The organism is Sphaerospermopsis kisseleviana CS-549 (assembly GCF_028329225.1).
Classification (GTDB): Bacteria; Cyanobacteriota; Cyanobacteriia; order Cyanobacteriales; family Nostocaceae; genus Sphaerospermopsis; species Sphaerospermopsis kisseleviana.
The window spans coordinates 1-17,763 of sequence record NZ_JAQMTI010000159.1 but is presented as its reverse complement, the minus strand read 5'-3'; the positions used below and the strand labels follow the sequence as shown (position 1 = coordinate 17,763).

At 38.7% G+C, this 17,763-nt stretch carries 21 protein-coding genes; 9 read left to right on the top strand and 12 right to left on the bottom strand.

Annotated elements, in window-relative coordinates; all coding sequences use genetic code 11:
- The first annotated feature begins 119 nt into the window (after nt 1-119).
- On the top strand, nt 120-617 hold the full coding sequence (locus PN497_RS13540) for a DUF433 domain-containing protein (protein WP_228052041.1): 498 nt from the start codon (nt 120-122) through the stop codon (nt 615-617).
- Nucleotides 614-1,027 (top strand): PIN-like domain-containing protein, encoded by a 414-nt coding sequence (locus PN497_RS13535; RefSeq protein WP_096567013.1) that lies wholly within the window; start codon nt 614-616, stop codon nt 1,025-1,027. Before PN497_RS13540 ends, PN497_RS13535 begins: the two co-directional genes overlap by 4 nt.
- Nucleotides 1,028-1,051: 24 nt before the next feature.
- Here the strand turns inward: PN497_RS13535 and PN497_RS13530 are convergent, their stop codons facing one another.
- The 3 genes from PN497_RS13530 to PN497_RS13520 all read right to left on the bottom strand — a co-directional run bounded on the left by PN497_RS13530 (nt 1,052) and on the right by PN497_RS13520 (nt 2,295).
- Nucleotides 1,052-1,294: a hypothetical protein gene (locus PN497_RS13530; protein ID WP_096567011.1), complete on the bottom strand. Its 243-nt coding sequence runs from the start codon at nt 1,292-1,294 to the stop codon at nt 1,052-1,054.
- Nucleotides 1,295-1,389: 95 nt separating this feature from the next.
- The gene (locus PN497_RS13525; protein ID WP_096567009.1) at nt 1,390-1,812 is read right to left on the bottom strand and encodes a tetratricopeptide repeat protein; all 423 of its coding nucleotides are present in this window, start codon (nt 1,810-1,812) and stop codon (nt 1,390-1,392) included.
- 126 nt (nt 1,813-1,938) lie between these two features.
- The gene (locus PN497_RS13520; protein ID WP_096567006.1) at nt 1,939-2,295 is read right to left on the bottom strand and encodes an iron-sulfur cluster assembly accessory protein; all 357 of its coding nucleotides are present in this window, start codon (nt 2,293-2,295) and stop codon (nt 1,939-1,941) included.
- Nucleotides 2,296-2,632: 337 nt separating this feature from the next.
- Between PN497_RS13520 and PN497_RS13515 the strand changes: the two genes are divergently transcribed.
- The 4 genes from PN497_RS13515 (at nt 2,633) to PN497_RS13500 (ending at nt 6,945) form a co-directional block, all read left to right on the top strand.
- Nucleotides 2,633-4,258 carry a DUF6930 domain-containing protein gene (locus tag PN497_RS13515; RefSeq protein ID WP_096567004.1) on the top strand — a complete coding sequence of 542 codons (1,626 nt, stop codon included), beginning with the start codon at nt 2,633-2,635 and terminating at the stop codon, nt 4,256-4,258.
- A gap of 275 nt (nt 4,259-4,533) precedes the next feature.
- Complete coding sequence (locus PN497_RS13510) at nt 4,534-4,707, top strand: ribbon-helix-helix domain-containing protein (protein ID WP_096567003.1); 174 nt, start codon at nt 4,534-4,536, stop codon at nt 4,705-4,707.
- Between the two features lie 209 nt (nt 4,708-4,916).
- Nucleotides 4,917-6,368, top strand: a complete 1,452-nt coding sequence (gene zds / locus PN497_RS13505) for a 9,9'-di-cis-zeta-carotene desaturase (protein ID WP_096567001.1) — start codon at nt 4,917-4,919, stop codon at nt 6,366-6,368.
- 127 nt (nt 6,369-6,495) lie between these two features.
- Complete coding sequence (locus PN497_RS13500; RefSeq protein ID WP_096566999.1) at nt 6,496-6,945, top strand: SRPBCC family protein; 450 nt, start codon at nt 6,496-6,498, stop codon at nt 6,943-6,945.
- A 44-nt stretch (nt 6,946-6,989) separates the two neighbouring features.
- On the opposite strand, the gene PN497_RS13495 is transcribed toward PN497_RS13500, so the two are convergent.
- From PN497_RS13495 to PN497_RS13475, 5 genes are all read right to left on the bottom strand, one after another.
- Complete coding sequence (locus tag PN497_RS13495; RefSeq protein WP_096566997.1) at nt 6,990-7,337, bottom strand: helix-turn-helix domain-containing protein; 348 nt, start codon at nt 7,335-7,337, stop codon at nt 6,990-6,992.
- Nucleotides 7,338-7,366: 29 nt separating this feature from the next.
- Complete coding sequence (locus PN497_RS13490) at nt 7,367-7,738, bottom strand: type II toxin-antitoxin system RelE/ParE family toxin (protein WP_096566995.1); 372 nt, start codon at nt 7,736-7,738, stop codon at nt 7,367-7,369.
- 715 nt (nt 7,739-8,453) lie between these two features.
- Complete coding sequence (locus tag PN497_RS13485; protein WP_096566993.1) at nt 8,454-8,693, bottom strand: 2Fe-2S iron-sulfur cluster-binding protein; 240 nt, start codon at nt 8,691-8,693, stop codon at nt 8,454-8,456.
- 78 nt (nt 8,694-8,771) lie between these two features.
- Complete coding sequence (gene cobQ, locus PN497_RS13480) at nt 8,772-10,244, bottom strand: cobyric acid synthase CobQ (RefSeq protein WP_096566991.1); 1,473 nt, start codon at nt 10,242-10,244, stop codon at nt 8,772-8,774.
- A gap of 386 nt (nt 10,245-10,630) precedes the next feature.
- Complete coding sequence (locus PN497_RS13475) at nt 10,631-11,035, bottom strand: Npun_F0494 family protein (RefSeq protein WP_096566989.1); 405 nt, start codon at nt 11,033-11,035, stop codon at nt 10,631-10,633.
- Between the two features lie 160 nt (nt 11,036-11,195).
- Here PN497_RS13475 and PN497_RS13470 point away from each other — a divergent pair, with 160 nt between their 5' ends.
- Entirely contained in the window at nt 11,196-11,633 is a 438-nt protein-coding gene (locus tag PN497_RS13470) for a peroxiredoxin (protein ID WP_096566987.1), read from the top strand.
- Between the two features lie 71 nt (nt 11,634-11,704).
- Here the strand turns inward: PN497_RS13470 and PN497_RS13465 are convergent, their stop codons facing one another.
- On the bottom strand, nt 11,705-12,100 hold the full coding sequence (locus tag PN497_RS13465; protein ID WP_096566985.1) for a hypothetical protein: 396 nt from the start codon (nt 12,098-12,100) through the stop codon (nt 11,705-11,707).
- Nucleotides 12,101-12,144: 44 nt separating this feature from the next.
- Nucleotides 12,145-13,020 (bottom strand): ABC transporter permease, encoded by an 876-nt coding sequence (locus PN497_RS13460; RefSeq protein ID WP_096566983.1) that lies wholly within the window; start codon nt 13,018-13,020, stop codon nt 12,145-12,147.
- Between the two features lie 592 nt (nt 13,021-13,612).
- Between PN497_RS13460 and PN497_RS13455 the strand changes: the two genes are divergently transcribed.
- Nucleotides 13,613-14,629, top strand: coding sequence for a methyltransferase (locus PN497_RS13455; RefSeq protein WP_096566981.1), 1,017 nt, complete (start codon nt 13,613-13,615; stop codon nt 14,627-14,629).
- Between the two features lie 491 nt (nt 14,630-15,120).
- Here PN497_RS13455 and PN497_RS13450 read toward each other — a convergent pair whose 3' ends face one another.
- Nucleotides 15,121-15,507 (bottom strand): hypothetical protein, encoded by a 387-nt coding sequence (locus tag PN497_RS13450; RefSeq protein ID WP_137668789.1) that lies wholly within the window; start codon nt 15,505-15,507, stop codon nt 15,121-15,123.
- A gap of 7 nt (nt 15,508-15,514) precedes the next feature.
- The gene (locus PN497_RS13445; RefSeq protein WP_096566977.1) at nt 15,515-15,856 is read right to left on the bottom strand and encodes a hypothetical protein; all 342 of its coding nucleotides are present in this window, start codon (nt 15,854-15,856) and stop codon (nt 15,515-15,517) included.
- Between the two features lie 352 nt (nt 15,857-16,208).
- Between PN497_RS13445 and gatB the strand changes: the two genes are divergently transcribed.
- Nucleotides 16,209-17,687 carry an Asp-tRNA(Asn)/Glu-tRNA(Gln) amidotransferase subunit GatB gene (gene gatB / locus PN497_RS13440; protein ID WP_096566975.1) on the top strand — a complete coding sequence of 493 codons (1,479 nt, stop codon included), beginning with the start codon at nt 16,209-16,211 and terminating at the stop codon, nt 17,685-17,687.
- The last annotated feature ends 76 nt before the right edge of the window (nt 17,688-17,763 follow it).

The window sequence follows — 17,763 nt, the reverse complement described above, 5'->3', positions numbered from 1 at the left end:
TTGAGATAGATAGGGATCTAAACGCTGCAATTAATTTATCGCGTTTGGCTAAAGCGTGAAAGTCTACCGAGGGATAACTGCTCCCATGCTCCCGTTGAAGTAGAAAGTAAAGTCTAGTTTTGTCTAGGTTTTATATAGCAGCTATTCGTAAACACCACCAAATGCAACGCGATAAGGTAAGAATTGCTCTTGATGAAATTGAGGATCAGTTTCAATTATCACACCCGTTAGCTCATAAAAAATTCCAATCTCATGGAGTTGACTTATTCATAGAAAAATATAGTTCTCTGATTAATAATGCCTCAGAATACTGGCGAACAGACTTGAAAAATACTTTTAATACTCATTTTCAGCGCATTGAGTTTGACAAGAATGGACTTGCTATTAAACTTTTTCCATTTACTTGTTCTCAAGAACAAGATAACCCACGCATTGTTGTAATTGATCCCAGAATTGCTTTTGGTCGTCTTGTAATTGCTGACACAGGAATACCTACTACGGTTTTAGCTGAACGATTAAAGGCTGGTGAATCAATTGAGGATCTTGCTTTTGATTATAAGTGCGATCGCCTGAAAATTGAAGAAGCTATTCGCTGTGAATTACCTGTTGTTGCATGACCTCACCTAAGTCAATTACCTTTTTTATTGATAGATGTTTAGGTACAGGAACTGTACCCGAAAAACTTCGTAATGCAGGTATTTTAGTAGAAATTCACGACGAACATTTTGGTCAAGGAACTCAAGATGTAGACTGGCTACCAGAGATAGGTAAAAAAGGTTGGGTTGTTTTAACTAAAGATGATAGAATCAGTAGAAACAAGTTAGAAAGAATTGCTGTTGCTCGCGCTCAAATAAAAATGTTTATTTTGACTTCCCAAGGTTTAAAAGGCGAAGAAATGGCAGAAATTTTTATTAAAGCAATTGACAAAATGGAAAAGTTTGTTCTCAAGCATCCTGCTCCATTTATTGCAAAAGTTTCTCGTGAAGGTAAAATTAATCCTTGGAAAAACAGTCAGATGTTATTATAAGAAATAGAGCAGTTTTTATCCTAACTAATTTTTCCCAAATTTCTTAGCAACCCAACTACTAATACCACTAATTAACGCCCCTCCCATTAAAAGACCAATAGCTGGGTTAAATAAGGGTTGCCAAAGTTTATGCCATAAATCTAAACCTAAGTTGATGCCTGAAGCATCGCCAACAACAGCGACAGCAAACCAACCAAATCCTAAAATTACTAGGAAAAAATCAGCGACTAATATTGTATTTACCCAATTTAATATTTTATCTTTCATCATTGAATAGGGAATAGGGAACAGGTGACTGGTGACTGGGGACTGGGGACTGGGGATAGTAAGAGATTTACCAATTACCAATTACCAGTCACCAATTATTCTTCAAACAGCCATGTTTTGACTTTAGCCAAACTTTGCCAATCGAGTTTTCTAGTTAAACCGTCTTCAATGCTGTTTTTTACTTCTTCTTCCCATTCTTGATTGACAAAAATCAATTGTTTTGCTATGTCGATATGTTCTCGTAAACCTTTCTGACCGGTTTCTAACATGGCTACAGCGAGATTAATTCGACCTTGTGGATCTTGGGGATTAATTTTTACGGCTTTGCTGGCAGCTTTATAGGCTAACTGTGCTTTACCTTCTAGAAGATATAACCAAGATAAGCAAATCCAAGCTGAACTAGCTCTAGGAGAGCGATCGCATACTTCTTTAAATACAGGAATAAGATTTGCGGCTGATTCACCGTCTTTGTAGCGTTGTAAACCTGTATCAAATAATTCTTCAACTGTAATAGTCATTTGTTATTTGTCGTTAGTCATTAGTTATTTGTCATTGGGCATTGGGCATGGGGCATGGGGGATGGGGCATTGGTTTATTAATCTTTCCCAATCCCCAGTCACCAATCACCAGTCACCAGCCCCCTATTATACCCCAAAGGATTTACCGCAACCGCAGGTTTGAGAAGCGTTGGGGTTGGTGAACTGAAAACCACCACCAATCATGGCATCACTGTAATCAAGCATCAAACCATAGAGATATAATAAACTCTTGCGATCGCAAACAATTTTAAAGCCGTCATAATCAAAAACTTCATCCTGGGGAGTGATCTTGCTGATATCTTCAAAATCCATCATGTAAGACATCCCAGAACAACCACCTTGACGAACTCCAACCCGTAAACATAAATCTTGACCTTGTTTAGCTTGGAGAGATTTTACTTGCCGCAATGCTGCTTCACTTAGCATAATGCCGCGTTCTTGAGTTTGGGTTGCTTGTGTCATCTGCTGTTTACACTCCTTAATTAGTCTAAATATTAACTGGTATATGCCGTTGATAGCCTGGATGCTGATTTTTTGATTTTTGTTCTATTTTAGCGGCATTGGTGAGGTGAAAACGTTAAATTCTCAATACTTTGTCAACAGCAGCCAAGGAATTTTATTCTAAAATTGAGAGGTTTGGTGTATTTAGAGATGGGGTATTTTCTGAGTTTCAGCCACAAGCAGTCTGAGCAGCAACCACTCTTCAGGTACAGTAGGGTTATTAACAGAAAACTTGAGCCGAATTTTAGCCATTCCCCACATTTGACTTCCAAATAGCTTTTTTTGATTCACTTAATCTATGACAAGTTTTAATCGCTCTACCAGTCGTCGGTTGAAGAAATTAATCCAAATTCCTTCTATATGGGAGGGCGATCGCCGTCCGTTGTCATCACCAGTGTCATCCAGAGATTCCCAAGAGTCCCAAGGGGAATGTATCCTTTGGGTGGATGGCTCTCAAGGTATTGTTAGAGGTATGGATATGGTATCTCCCGACCTTGGACCAGAAGCAATAGTTCGCACCTTAATGCGAGCAATGGAGCATCCCCACAGTCCTGCTAAACCAGCTAGACCTCAAAGAATTGTGGTCAAAGACCGGGAAATTCAATTTTACCTGCGGGGAGTTTTGCAAGATTTGGATATTGCTATTGACTACGCACCAGAATTACCTTTAATTGATGAACTATTTCGCTCTTTTGCGGATATAGTTGATAGTCAAATTCCTAATTTACCTCCACAATATGCAAAAATTCTGAATGAAAAGGCTTTTGCAGTTTGGGAAGCAGCACCTTGGGATTTTCTGGAAGAACAGCAAATCTTGTCTATAGAAATAAATAAATGGGATGTGGGGACACTCTATGTCTCAGTCATGGGAATGCTGGGGATGGAGTATGGTGTTTTGTTATATCGTTCAGAAGAATCTCTCAAGCGGTTCCGTGCAGATATTTTAGAGGATGAAGAATCAGAGCAAGGTTTAGAAGCAGCTTTCTTAAAGCAAGATTGCTTATTTCTCACCTTTGATCAAGTGGATGAAGATGAAGATGAAGATTTAGCGGATTTACCCCTATCGGAGATTGAACCTACTTTTGGTAATATTCACCCCTTAGAAGGATTACGCTCGATTTTATACGAGGAAGAAGCACTTGTAGTATTTGTGGCACTAGAAAGTTTGATCCGCTTTATCCGTGATTATCGTCATCAGTTATACGAAGAAGACTTCCCCCCCATCAACCGACGTTATCGCATTTCTCTACCCCATCCCGATGAAACAACTAAATCCGTGTCTGTCACTGTCTCGACTATGCCAGAATTAGCAGCAGAGTTAGAGGAAATGGCAGGGTTTGATTTTTCAGATGAAGATGAGTGGGATGAGGATACCGAGATCCGCACATTGCGGGATGATTTGATCCCAGAAGATTCATTTTTGAGTTTAGGAGTGATTTCTTGGGAGATGTTGAATTCTCTACGTCAGGAAGTGAATTATCATGCAGGACAGGAAATTCAACCAGTCGGTGATGGCTTACCCGTGATTTTAATTCAAACTTCCCGCCCCAAAGCTAAAACGGTGATTGAAAATATTCAAGCTGCTGGAGGATTGAAAGCTATATGCTTTAATCCAGGTGCTAATCCCTTAGACGGTGAACGATATGATTTAGGTTTGTTACAAACAGAGAATGGGGATCTGTTCCTGTTTGGGGAATTTTCAGAGGATGATCCCACTCACGTTGAAGCTAAGAAAAAATGGAATCAGCGGTGTCAGCAAACTAATGGATATTGCGGTTTGATCATTGCTAAGGGATTGACAGGTGCTGCTCGTGGTAATCCAGGGTTAAAAGATATGATGGCTTTGTTTGAAGCGCGATCGCTCTCTACTCAAGATTTAGGTATTGGTACTCTCCAACTTATGCCCCAACTAGAATTTGAATAATTTTCTGTGTAGTTACCACAGATAGTCATCAAATCCACACTGAGTTCAATTATTTTGGTTTGATCTGTGGTTTTCTACAATGAAGTCCTATAGTAATTGCTGCATAATTTGTTGTTAAAAAGATCAACTTGGTTCGTTTAGTTTATCTATCTTGACGGCGAATTTTTAGATATATTTTATGATCTTCCTGTTTATTTGAGCAAATCTCTGATAGTATCATTTTTTCCTTTTACTTTTGGATTCATTTTGACAACCGTTAACACATAGCAAGTTGCATGATAATGACTAATAAAAAATGGGCTGTTAAACGCATAACCGTCAACCTAGCAACTCAGGAAGCGGAAAAATTAGAAAAATATTGTCAGCAGACAGGTAGACCCGCTACTGATGTGATTCGTGAGTTGATTAGAAGTTTACCTCTTTCTGAAGATAGTAAGAGTAATGCTTAATGAGGCATTGGGCATTGGGCATTGGGCATTGGTAAAAATCTTTTCCTCCCCTGCCTCCCCTGCCTCCCCTGCTCCCCCTGCTTTCTTCCCAGTCCCCAGTCACCAATCCCCAGTCTCCATTACCCATTACCTATTCTGACACCAACCCAGTTACAATTTGTAAAGAAACTTATAGCGCAGCTTGGCGTAAGTAATAGAGGAACTTGGGAATGCGTGTTGCAATTGTAGGAGCAGGATTAGCTGGGTTGGCTACTGCCGTAGATTTAGCCGATGCGGGTTGTGAGGTACAAATCTTTGAATCTCGTCCCTTTGTCGGTGGGAAAGTTGGCAGTTGGGTGGATGGTGATGGCAACCACATAGAAATGGGATTGCACGTATTTTTTGGCTGCTACTACAATCTGTTTGAGTTGATGGAAAAGGTGGGAGCAGGGAACAATTTACGCCTGAAAGAACATACCCACACTTTCATCAATAAAGGAGGACGCACTGGGGCTTTAGATTTTCGTTTTATCACCGGTGCGCCTTTTAATGGCTTAAAGGCATTTTTCACTACTTCCCAACTTTCAGCACTGGATAAATTACAAAATGCGATCGCTCTGGGAACTAGCCCCATTGTCCGGGGTTTGGTAGACTTTGAAGGGGCAATGAGAAATATCCGCGATTTAGACAAAATCAGTTTTTCTGACTGGTTCTATAGTCACGGAGGCAGTAAAGGCAGCATCAAACGGATGTGGAATCCTATCGCTTATGCTTTGGGCTTTATTGATTGCGATCATATTTCTGCCCGTTGTATGTTGACAATCTTCCAGTTTTTTGCAGTGAGAACCGAAGCTTCTATTTTGCGAATGCTGGAAGGTTCACCCCACGAATATTTACATAAACCAATTATTGAATATTTAGAAGCCAGAGGTACAAAAATCTATACCCGTAGACAGGTGCGGGAAATTCAATTCACTGAGTCTAATGTTCTTGGGGAAGCAAAAACCAAGGTAACAGGTATAGTAGTTGCCCAAGGTGACAAAGAAGAAGTAATCACAGCTGATGCTTATGTTTGTGCTTGTGATGTACCGGGGATTCAGCGAGTTTTACCCCAAGCATGGCGAAAATGGTCAGAATTTGATAACATTTATAAACTTGAAGCTGTTCCAGTCGCTACAGTACAGTTAAGGTTTGATGGTTGGGTGACAGAACTACAAGATGCAGAAAAACGGAAACAGTTAAATCATGCTGCGGGGTTGGATAATTTGTTATATACAGCAGATGCTGATTTTTCTTGTTTTGCGGATTTGGCTTTAACTAGTCCCGCAGATTATTATCGTCCTGGGGAGGGTTCATTGTTGCAGCTAGTATTGACACCGGGAGATCCGTTTATTAAAGAAAGCAACGAGGCGATCGCCCAGCACGTTTTAAAACAAGTCCATGAATTATTCCCCTCATCCAGAGAATTAAACATGACTTGGTACAGTGTAGTGAAACTAGCTCAATCTTTATACAGAGAAGCACCAGGAATGGACGTTTACAGACCTGATCAAAAAACACCAATTCCTAACTTTTTCTTAGCAGGAAGTTACACCCAACAGGATTATATTGATTCTATGGAAGGTGCAACAATTTCTGGAAGACGTGCAGCAAAAGTCATTCTAGAAAGTGTGAAGAATTAGGTATTGGGGACTGGGGACACTTCGACAAGCTCAGTGCATCGCTGGGGACTGGGGACTGGGTAAAGGTTCTTCTGAATTACCAATCACCAATTATCAATTATCAATTATCAATTATCAAACAAATCCAATGGCTGACTGGTTAGAACATAGCGTACAGGTAGAAGTAGAAGCTCCCATAGAATTAGTATGGGGGTTGTGGTCTGATTTAGAACAAATGCCGAACTGGATGAAATGGATTGATTCGGTGAAAATTTCCCCTGATGATCCAGAGATTTCTTTATGGAAATTGAGTACAGGCGGTTTAGAATTTACCTGGAAATCTCGGATTCTTAAAACAATTTCTCATCAAATTATTCAATGGGAATCTGTGGATGGTTTACCCAATCAAGGGGCAATTCGTTTTTACGATCGCCATGCAGGTGGTAGTATTGTGAAAATGACTATTTCCTATGCTATTCCTGGTTTTTTGGGTAAGTTGATGGATAATTTGTTTTTGGGAAAAGCTGTAGAGTCAACAATTCAAGCGGATTTGGAGAGGTTTAGAGAATACGCTTTGAATGTGAAGGGTGATGGGTAGAGATGGGGAAAATTGGCAGTAATTTTTTTACTGCTAATTTCGTTTTAAGCAGAAGCAGAAAGAATTTTTACAGGTTCAATTTTGGTATTGGAATTGATTTCTTGATTGGGGACAAAATGAATTTCCACAGAATAGCCAGCAGCAGTAGCAAGTTTAGTTAAAGTTTCCAATTTAGGTATTTGTTTACCAGATTCAATTCTAGCTAGATGTGGTTGTTTAATGCCTACTTTCTCTGCAAAATCTCTTTGGTTTAAACCCATCGAAGTTCTTATAGCAATAATTTGTTTTGCTAACTGGAATTCTGATTCAAGTGCATCATATTCAGCTTTTACCTCTGGATCTGCAAGCACTTCTTCACGGATGGATTGCCAAGAAATTGTTTTGGTAGTCATTGCTGTTTACCTTTTTCGTTATTTTCAAACTATTCAGAAGATGATTGTTCTTCACTGTTTTCTAGCAAAAAATCCTGCATTCGCTGTTTAGCTAGATTCAGTTCTTTTCTTGGGGTTTTTTGAGTCTTTTTTTGGAATCCATGAAGCAGAATAAATTTTTTACCAGTATAAGCAAAGTAGATAATGCGATAAGCATTTTTATTCTGTTCTATTCTGATTTCATATAGCTTATCTTCAAGTGGTTTTATATAATCTCCACCCACAGATGTTCCAAATTCCTCCAAAAGATCAAAAACACGACCCAATTTTGCTTTCACTTTTGCATCTTGTTCTTTAAACCAATCTAAAACAGGAGAATTACCGTTTGGATATTGGTAAAACTCTATACTCCATTTATTCACTTAGCAATTTCAGGCTTGATAACTTTAACGTTATCATGATTGTACCTCAAGTGTCAGGTATTTTCGTAAATATTTAATTTTTTAGCTATTTAAGCCAAAAAACAGGTCAGAACACCCACCAACAACATTGGTTGGGTTATTTTACATGAAAGGCAGGATGCCTACCCCATAAGATGGAATAATTTATTTTCTGGTCTACCCCAATCATTGATGTTTTTATAAAAGCCGGATTAACAAAATGTAAGAGGTTGTTTGGATAAATATACTCAATAATGCATAAATTTTAATTTACAGAAATTAATTTTTAACACAATTTTGTATTTTTAAACTTTCCAGCTATACAACTTCAGAAATTCCCGTTTCTATTTCAGGATGAAACTTCTCTGGAGTCATCCCATCTAATAATTCATCAAGGGTGTATTTTTTCGCTTTTTCGGTGTAATCGCCAGACTATGGCTAGATACACTTAAAATTACATCTGTTACTTCTTTGAACTGCACTTTTCCCTGACTTTAGAAATGCGAATAGCTAGATTATTTCCCCATTTGGTAACAAATATACTCATAGCTATCTATAAATATATATCTATATTGAAGGTACTATTTTAAAAGTTAAAATTCAAGTAGAGACACAGAATAACCATGTCCCTACCATTTCCTGACAACTAAAAAAAACAATCAAAAAACAATCAAAAAACAATCAAAAAAATAATAACTTACCAAGTTGGATCACTAAAAAGATGTATGGTTAATTCCTCTTTATTTGGAGGAACAGGAGTAATACAAGCACGGATGATTTCACCATCGTCTAACTCGACAGTGCAAGCGTGACAAGTTCCCATTAAACAACCAGTAGGAATTGATACCCCTGCCCTCTCTGCTACATCTAATAAAGGTTCTCCAACTTCAGCTTCGACGGTAACATTATCTGGTAGAAAATGGATCTTCATAGTCATTGGTTGTGGATAATTAATGTCAGAAAAAAGGTAGATATTCAGATTTTTGCTGATAGCTGAATACTGATAGCTGACTGCTTACAAAAAAGGCGTTAAATCTAAATGGGTTTCTACTTCGGTAGCTAAAGAATCTAAAATCTGTTCTCGTTGATCTCGATAATTAGCAACACCTGTGGGTAAAGATTTTAAACCTCTTTGTTGACGCAGACGATTTAACCATGCACGTCTCCAAGGACCATTATCAAAAATTCCATGTAAATAAGTCCCCCAAACAGATTGACAATTATCAACTAAACCTAAATTAACATCGTCAAATAAAGGTTGACAGATGTCTTTATCTGTTGGTTGTTCTATGCGCGATCGCCCTTGATGAATTTCAAACCCATTCACAGGTAAACCCATCTGAGGATAATTAGAAGTCACCTGACGTTGACGGGCTATTTTCTGTCCTGTGATCACAGTTTTCAGGGGTAATAAATTTAACCCTGGATATCTGCCGGCTTGCCCTTCTACTCCTTCTGGGTCAGCTACCATTTGGCCTAACATTTGGAAACCGCCACAGATGCCTAAAACCGTTCCCCCAGAAGCAGCATAATTTTGAATTGCTTCCGCCATACCACTTTTTTGCAATAGCATTAAGTCGGCAATTGTTGTCTTTGTCCCTGGAATAATTACTGCATCAGGGTGTCCTAAATCTTGCTTAAGACCAATGTATTTTACTGAAACTGTTGCTTCTGATTCCAATGGATCAAAGTCGGTAAAATTGGCAATTCTGGGTAAGCGGATAACAGCAATATTTAATTCAGCTTGACTTTTATAAGATTTTCTCTCTAACAAGTCCAGTGAGTCTTCTGCTGGAAATACCTGTTCTAGATAAGGTATGACACCAACCACGGGAATACCAGTCCGTTCTTCTAACCATTTAATTCCAGGTTCAAGGATGGAAAGCTGTCCTCGGAATTTGTTAATTACTACCCCTTTCACCAAGGCGCGTTCATCAGGTTCTAATAACTCTAATGTTCCTACTACATGAGCAAAAGCTCCTCCCCGGTCAATATCAACTACTAACAGAGTCGGTGCATTTAAATATTTTGCCACCCTCATGTTAGTTAAATCTCGGTGCTTGAGGTTAATTTCTGCTGGACTTCCCGCACCTTCACAAACGAGTAAATCAAATTCTGTCTCTAGCTGTTTTAGCGATTCCTGAATTGTGCGCCAACCGAGTTCAAAATATTGCTCGTAATAATCCTTAGCACTAACGTTACCTACCGCTTTACCTTTAAGAATGACTTGAGAAGTCATATCCCCTTGGGGTTTGAGTAAAATGGGGTTCATTTCCACTAGAGGCGGCACCCCCGCAGACCAAGCTTGCACAGCTTGAGCGTAGCCTATTTCTCCACCATTGGCGGTGACATAAGCATTTAAAGCCATATTTTGACCTTTAAAGGGTGCTACTCGCCAGCCACGACGTGAGAGAATGCGGCAAATAGCTGTAGTTATCAGTGATTTCCCTGCGTGGGATGTTGTTCCCACTACCATAATTGATTTCATAGGGTAACTTGTTTGTTTTTTGAGTGTCGCTGTAATTTTTGAGTTAAAGGTTTTTCAATAATGGACAATTGACAGTGAACAATTGACAATTACCTCTCTCTGGAAAGGAGAGGATTGAAAAAGCGGAATTTTTGGCTTTTTTGCCCCTTGAAAGGGGAGGTTTTAAACCGTATGGCTAACGCCACGCTACGCTATCGGCTGACGCTCACGGCGGAAGCCTTGAATGAAACAATTGTCAATTATCAATTGTCAATTATCAATTGATAATCTGCTAATCTACTCATTAAATTGGAAAAAAGCAGATTAAAAAACTAGGTTAGAGCTTATTGTTCCCTTAACCTAGTTTTCACTTTGACTTGCTTATCTAAAGATGTCAATTTTTTCCGCTAAAAAGGTAGTCGAAACCAACGAGTAATAGCATCATTTAAGCGATCGCCCCATGATGGACCAGGCAAGTCTGTATCCAAGAATTTTTCTACCAACTGATAACCCAGGGGTGTGAGGCGAAAACCGTCGGTTATTCCCTGGCCATCGACTTCTCTGCGTAGTATCCCCACTTCGATTAACCAACCTAAAGCGTTATCACAGGCTAATTCTGATAAAGGGCGTTTGGTATAACCTTGCTTAAAGCCATTTTCTGTAGCGATCGCACCCAAGGCAATACTTTGGCTTTGCATAGCTTTCCATAAACTCAGATGGAAAGGTGAACAGATCAGCGATCGCTCGGCTCTTAGGAGTGTTTTCTGACTATATACAAAGGGTTTGGAGTTTGGAGAATTTATTGTAGTCATAGGGCATAGGGCATAGGGCATAGGGCATAGGGTGATGGGGAAGTGGGGAAAGTGAATAACCCAATCACCAGTCACCAATCACCATTCACCATTCCCTAACAATTGTAAATTATTGTAAAATTTCCACAGCATCAATATTCTGAAACAGGAAAGGTGAATTATGGCACTAGCAGTTGGTACAGATGCACCTGCATTTACCACCAAAGATACAAACGGCAATACAATATCATTATCTGATTTTGCGGGTAAAACCGTGGTTCTGTATTTTTACCCTAAAGATGACACTCCAGGTTGTACCAAACAAGCTTGTAGTTTCCGGGATGCCCAACCTGAATATCAAGGTAAAGATGTTGTAGTTTTGGGAGTAAGTGCTGATGATGAAGCCTCCCATCAAGCATTCACCGCTAAATATAATCTCAATTTCCCCTTATTGGCTGATACTGATCAAGCCTTGATTAAAGCTTACGATGTTGATGGTGGTGGTTATGCCAAGCGTGTTACCTATGTCATCGATCCTAACGGGAAAATTATTCATGTTGATGGTGCTGTTAACACAACTACCCATGCTAGTGATGTTTTAAATGCACTTGGTTTGTAATAACTAATAATTTTCCATAACCTCAACTTCAAACCCAACCAGGATGAGAAGTTGAGGTTTTGACTTTTCATTTATTTCTCTGAACCAGGTAAATTCATCGACGGTACTGCATTTTCACCGGATGTAGTTGGTGAAGTTGTAGTTGGTGAATTTGGGTTTGGTTGTTGCTGACTTTGCAGAAGTTTTTGTTGTCTGGCTTTAAACGCTGCTGCTGCGTCATTTAGCTGTTGATTTTGTTGTTCAGAATTCCAGTTGAGAGTGCCGAAATTTGCCTGATGAATCAGGTTAAACATATTGAAATCTGAACCATTACCTAACATTGAATTGCTATTTTTATCAGTCTCCAAAGTAGCAAAAGGTTGATTTGGATCAGCTAAACTCGGTGGTGCTACTAAAACAGATGCAAAGCTAATTCCTGCGAAAGTGGCAACTAAGATTTTTGGAACTGGTAAAAATGGTTTTTTCATGAGATTTCCCCTCACATTTTGCCTCCTTTAATCATGCTTCTATATTAAGCCAGTGTCTTGCGTAATTGGGGTTGAATGCTGAGTAAAGCCACTACAGCAAATCCTAGTAATACTAACAATGCTCCCCCAAAGGTGACATCACCCCAGAAAGCGTGCATGACAACATCACTTAATCCCCAATTACTGTTTAGATATAAGTAGCGTATGGGTTCAATTGCATAGCTGAGGGGGTTGAGGGTAGCGATCGCCTGTAACCATCCTGGCATAAAGGATAATGGTGCTAAAGCTGTGCTGGCAAATAATAAAGGTAGGTTAGTCACAAAAATTACTGCAATTAATTCAATGTGTCCTGGTAAAGCAAAGGCTAAACCGAGGGAAATGGCGGTGACACCTAAAGCTAGTAGAAATACTATGAGAGCGATCGCCCCTAGCCCGGCTGCATCCGGTAAACCTGCACCTAAAAATGCCGCTGCACCCACAATTACAGCCGCTTGCAGTAAACTTTGGCTAATGATAAAGATAGCAGAAGCAAAGACAATTGAGAAACGAGAGGCTAAAGGTGCTACCAGTAGACGGTTTAAAAAGCCAAATTCTCTGTCAAACATCACAGGTAAACCGGCATTTAACGCCCCAGCAAAAGCGGTAAATACAATTACACCAGCCGCTAAAAATTGTCCGTAATTTGTCGTACTACCAAATAAACCCTGGGGCGCATTTTGGAATAATGCACCAAACAACACCAACCACATCACCGGTTGAATAATCCCTGCTGCTAAAGTGGAAGGACGGCGTTGTAATTGAATAAATAGACGACGAGTTAAAGCTAGGGTTTCTTGGACTATTTCCCCCAAAAAGTTGGGTGTATTTTTGGCAACTACGGTCTGTGAGTTGAGTTGCTGGAAATTGATATCTGTCTTCATAGGGATTTTCAGATTAGATATACAGTAGATATACAGGGTGTAAACTTAAAAAGTCCGAATTATAAACATTTTTGCACTTGGGAATTAGCCCATAATCACAATAATATTTATAATTCTTAATATTACATTATATCAAAATATGATGTAAAATAATGTTTACATTGTTCACATTAATAAAGATTTAGCTATAGATATCCATTTACTGGGAGCATCCCAAATGTGTAAATTTATTTTTATCTAGGGAAATAAAATGCTCCAAGACTTGATATGATTGAACCGCAAAGGACGCAAAGGACACAAAGGTAAGAGATTGTGAGAGATTTTTTAGTGTTGTTGCGTTTATTTTGTCAAAATTGGGATGCTCTCCATTTACTCAACGTGATTACGCTTTAAAAGAAGAAGATTATGAAAATTCATTACATCAATACCCGCAAAATTCCCATCTTGTTTCATAATAGATAGCAGTGCAAAAACAGAATAATTTAAACGTAAGAATTTAGGAACAGAAATCAATTAATTCTTACCTACATTGTTTATTTTGGATTCTGATTGATTACCGTCCAACCAATATCAATAAAGTGGTAAACTGCAAATGAATCAAACTCAACTTTCTCTACATACTCAATTAACACAAATGATTAGCGGTTATTGGGTAGCTCAAGCTATCTCCACTGCTGCTAAATTAGGCATTGCTGATATTTTGCAACAAGGTGAGCAATCCTGTCAAGAATTAGCTGAAAGTACAGATAGTGATCCTAGTGCTTTATATCGTCTCATGAGGACTTTAGCAAGTATCGGTATTTTTCAAGAAACAGATAATCAAAACTTTATCCTCACTCCTTTAGCTGAACATTTATGTAGTGATCATCCGCAATCAGTCAAAGCAACTGCTATTATGCTAGGAGATGCACCCCATTATCAACCTTGGGGGAAAATGTTTTATAGTGTGAAAACCGGAAAACCAGCATTTGATCATCATTTTGGGATGGGTGTATTTGAATATTTTAAATCCCATCCTCAAGATGCGGAAATTTTTGAGCAAAGCATGAATTGTTTTTCTTTAGTTGAGGAAAAAGCTATTCTCGATGTTTATGATTTTTCCCCCTTTAAAACCTTGGTAGATGTAGGTGGAGGATATGGAGAAATGTTAGGTAATTTTTTACAACAATATCCCCATCTTCAAGGTATTCTCTTTGATGAAGAATATGTAATTTCACATTGTCAACCAACATTAGAAAAACATGATATAGTTAGTCGTTGTCAAACTGTTAGCGGTAGTTTTTTTGAAGCAGTTCCATCAGGAGGAGATGCTTACCTTTTAAAACATATTGTTCACGACTGGGATGATGAAAGAGCAATTAAAATTCTGCAAAATTGTCGAAATGCTATGGATGAGCATAGTAAAATATTGGTTTTAGAAATGATTATTGAACCTGGTAATATTCCGGGTGCTGCAAAAATGTTAGATTTGAATATGTTGGTGATGTGTCCTGGTGGTAAAGAAAGAACAGCAGCAGAGTTTCACGAATTATTTACGAAAGCTGGTTTAAAATTAACTCAGATTATTCGCACTGCTGATGATATTTGTATCATTGAAGGTTGTAAATAAACTCTCAGTTTTTTTATCATAGCATCCCAATGAAAGAAAAAAAGTAAGCATTCAGCCTTGAGCTAACAGCAGTCAGCAAGATACTAAAAAACACGAATTACATCTGGCAAATTTTTCTCATCAACAATTACAGAACTTGTCCATATTCTGATTTTATCAAAAAATCTGTCCACTTATAGGTAGGACAAGTTTTGGAATATGCGGTTAAAGCAGGTTTAGCGTTAAATTGTCAAAATGTCAGAATTCAGGAGTCAGTAGGGGCAAACCCCCCGTGGTTGCCCGTACTTGAATTTTGTATTTTAAATTCTCAATTATGACAAAATATCTCACTATTAATTAATTAATTAATTAATTATTCAATTTTTAACAATTTTCATGTATTTACACCACATCTGCAAAAACATATTTTTTCCTTAGCGTCTTTGCTGCTTTGTGTCTACCCTGCGGGATCTCCTGACGGAGATTGCGCGAAACCTTAATCAAGATTTGGTTCATTCTAATTTTTCCCTCTTCCGTACACCTTCTGTATTCTTTCTTCTGCCGCTTGCTTTGTTGTGCCTCCTGCGTTTTTGCGGACTTTTTCTGTGTTCTTTTACAGAAAATCCGTGGGCTATAAATGTTGTTTTTCTACCTTGTAAATCAGTTGTAGAAACATATCTTTCATCTAAATCAGAAACAGGTTGATAATTACCCCATCCTAGAAATTCATATTGCTGTTGTCGTGCTGCTTCCCAAGAATTGGCTTCAAATTTTTTTATCAATTGAGAATTATCATCTAGCAAAACACGGGCGCTTTCATTATGTGATGGAAAGAAATCATAGCTACCATCTTCATTTTGCCATAATTCATAAGTTGTTAATTTTAAAGAACTTGTCATATACATTTTACTCTTTATTGTTTGTGTCAGGTATAAAAGCTTTGCCAGTAATTACTTCAATATCCATACGGATATCAGAACGAATTTTTGAGCGATTGGGAAAGGTTTTGCTCACGGGAGCATCTATACCACCAATCCTTTCAGCACGACTAATATACTCTCTTGCTTGCTGAAATGCTTCCTGTCGCACTTCCAATTCGGAGTTAGTCAAGCTATTCTCTAGTTTATCAACTAATTCTATTGCTTCTGTCTTTGTTAGTGGAGTTTCCTGCGCCCAAGGACATGACTTTTCTAGTCCACCCCCTTGCGCCTGTATTCTACCCCTATGAGCAGGTTTTTTCTTTCCCATTCTCTCTAAATTTTACAGTCAGAATCAATATATCTGAATATCTAGGGTTTGCTGAAAAAGTCTTTTTGTGGGGGCAGGCAAGAGACCAGGCAAGAGGCGAGAGTTTGGGCTATCTGTTATCCCTAGATTTTATGACTTATTCAACTCAAAATGCACGCTTTTGGGAGTATCCCCCTCAAAAATCTTGCACCTACTTTCTTTTTTAGCAGCCCCAACCCCTTGATTTATCTAGGTTTTACATTTATTCAGCAAACCCTAGATATTTATTTGAGTTAATCCTCATCTCATCCTTTAGCACAACTCCCGACAACGCTAAAATAGTACCCTAAAGCAAAATCATCAACATGATAATATGACCACAGCTACACCAGTAAAAACAGAATACGAAGCAATTATTGGTTTAGAAACCCATTGTCAACTTTCTACAAACACCAAAATCTTCTCTAGCAGTTCCACCGCTTTTGGTGCAGATCCTAATACCAATATTGACCCGGTGTGTATGGGTTTACCAGGAGTTTTACCTGTACTTAATGCCAAAGTTCTAGAATATGCAGTTAAAGCAGGTTTAGCGTTAAATTGTCAAATCGCTAAACATAGTAAATTTGACCGTAAACAGTATTTTTATCCTGATTTACCGAAAAATTATCAAATTTCTCAATATGACTTACCCATAGCTGAACATGGTTGGTTAGAAATAGAAATGGTAGACGAAGCGGGAAACCCCACCCGTAAACGCATCGGTATTACTCGTCTGCACATGGAAGAGGATGCAGGAAAACTTGTACACGCAGGAAGCGATCGCCTAGCAGGTTCTAGTTATTCTCTGGTAGACTATAACCGCGCTGGTGTCCCCTTGGTGGAAATTGTTTCTGAACCAGACCTGAGAACAGGCCAAGAAGCTGCGGAATATGCCCAAGAACTACGCCGGATTATGCGTTATCTTGGTGTCAGTGATGGCAATATGCAAGAAGGATCTTTGCGTTGTGATGTGAATATTTCCGTCCGTCCTGTAGGACAAGAAAAGTTTGGTACGAAGGTAGAAATTAAAAATATGAACTCCTTTAGTGCCATTCAAAAAGCGATAGACTATGAAATTGAGCGTCAAATAGCCGCTATTGAAGCAGGGGAAAGAATAATTCAAGAAACCCGACTTTGGGAAGAAGGTTCACAACGTACTAGCAGTATGCGGGTTAAAGAAGGTTCTAGCGATTATCGTTATTTTCCTGAACCTGATTTAGCACCTATTGAAGTTTCTAATGCACAATTAGAAACTTGGAAAAGCGAATTACCAGAATTACCTGCACAAAAACGCCATCGTTATGAAAATGAGTTAGGACTTTCTGCTTATGATACGCGAGTTTTAACAGAAGATAGTTCTGTAGCTGGATATTTTGAAAGTGCTATAAACGCTGGTGCAAATCCCAAATCTGCTGCAAACTGGATCACCCAAGATATAGCAGCCTACTTAAATAAACAAAAACTCACCATTTCCGAAATTAAACTGAAACCGGAAAGTCTTGCAGATGTAATTACCAGGATAGAAAATAGTAAGATTAGCAACGCTCAAGCAAAGGAAAAATTAGTAGATTTACTGAATGGACTAGAACCAGAAAAAGCCTTTGTAGGTCAAGAATTAATCAGTGATCCGGCTGTTCTAGGACAAATTATAGATGAAATCATTGCAGCAAATCCGCAACAAGTAGAACAATACCGGGGAGGAAAAACCAACCTTAAAGGTTTCTTTGTGGGACAAGTGCTGAAAAAGACCAACAAACGCGCTGAACCCAAACTAACTAACGAGTTAGTCGAAAAGAAACTGAACGGAAATTAGTAGTAGTCAGGAGTCAGGAGTCACCAGTCACCAGTCCCCAGTCACCAGTCCCCAGTCACCAGTCCCCAGTCACCAG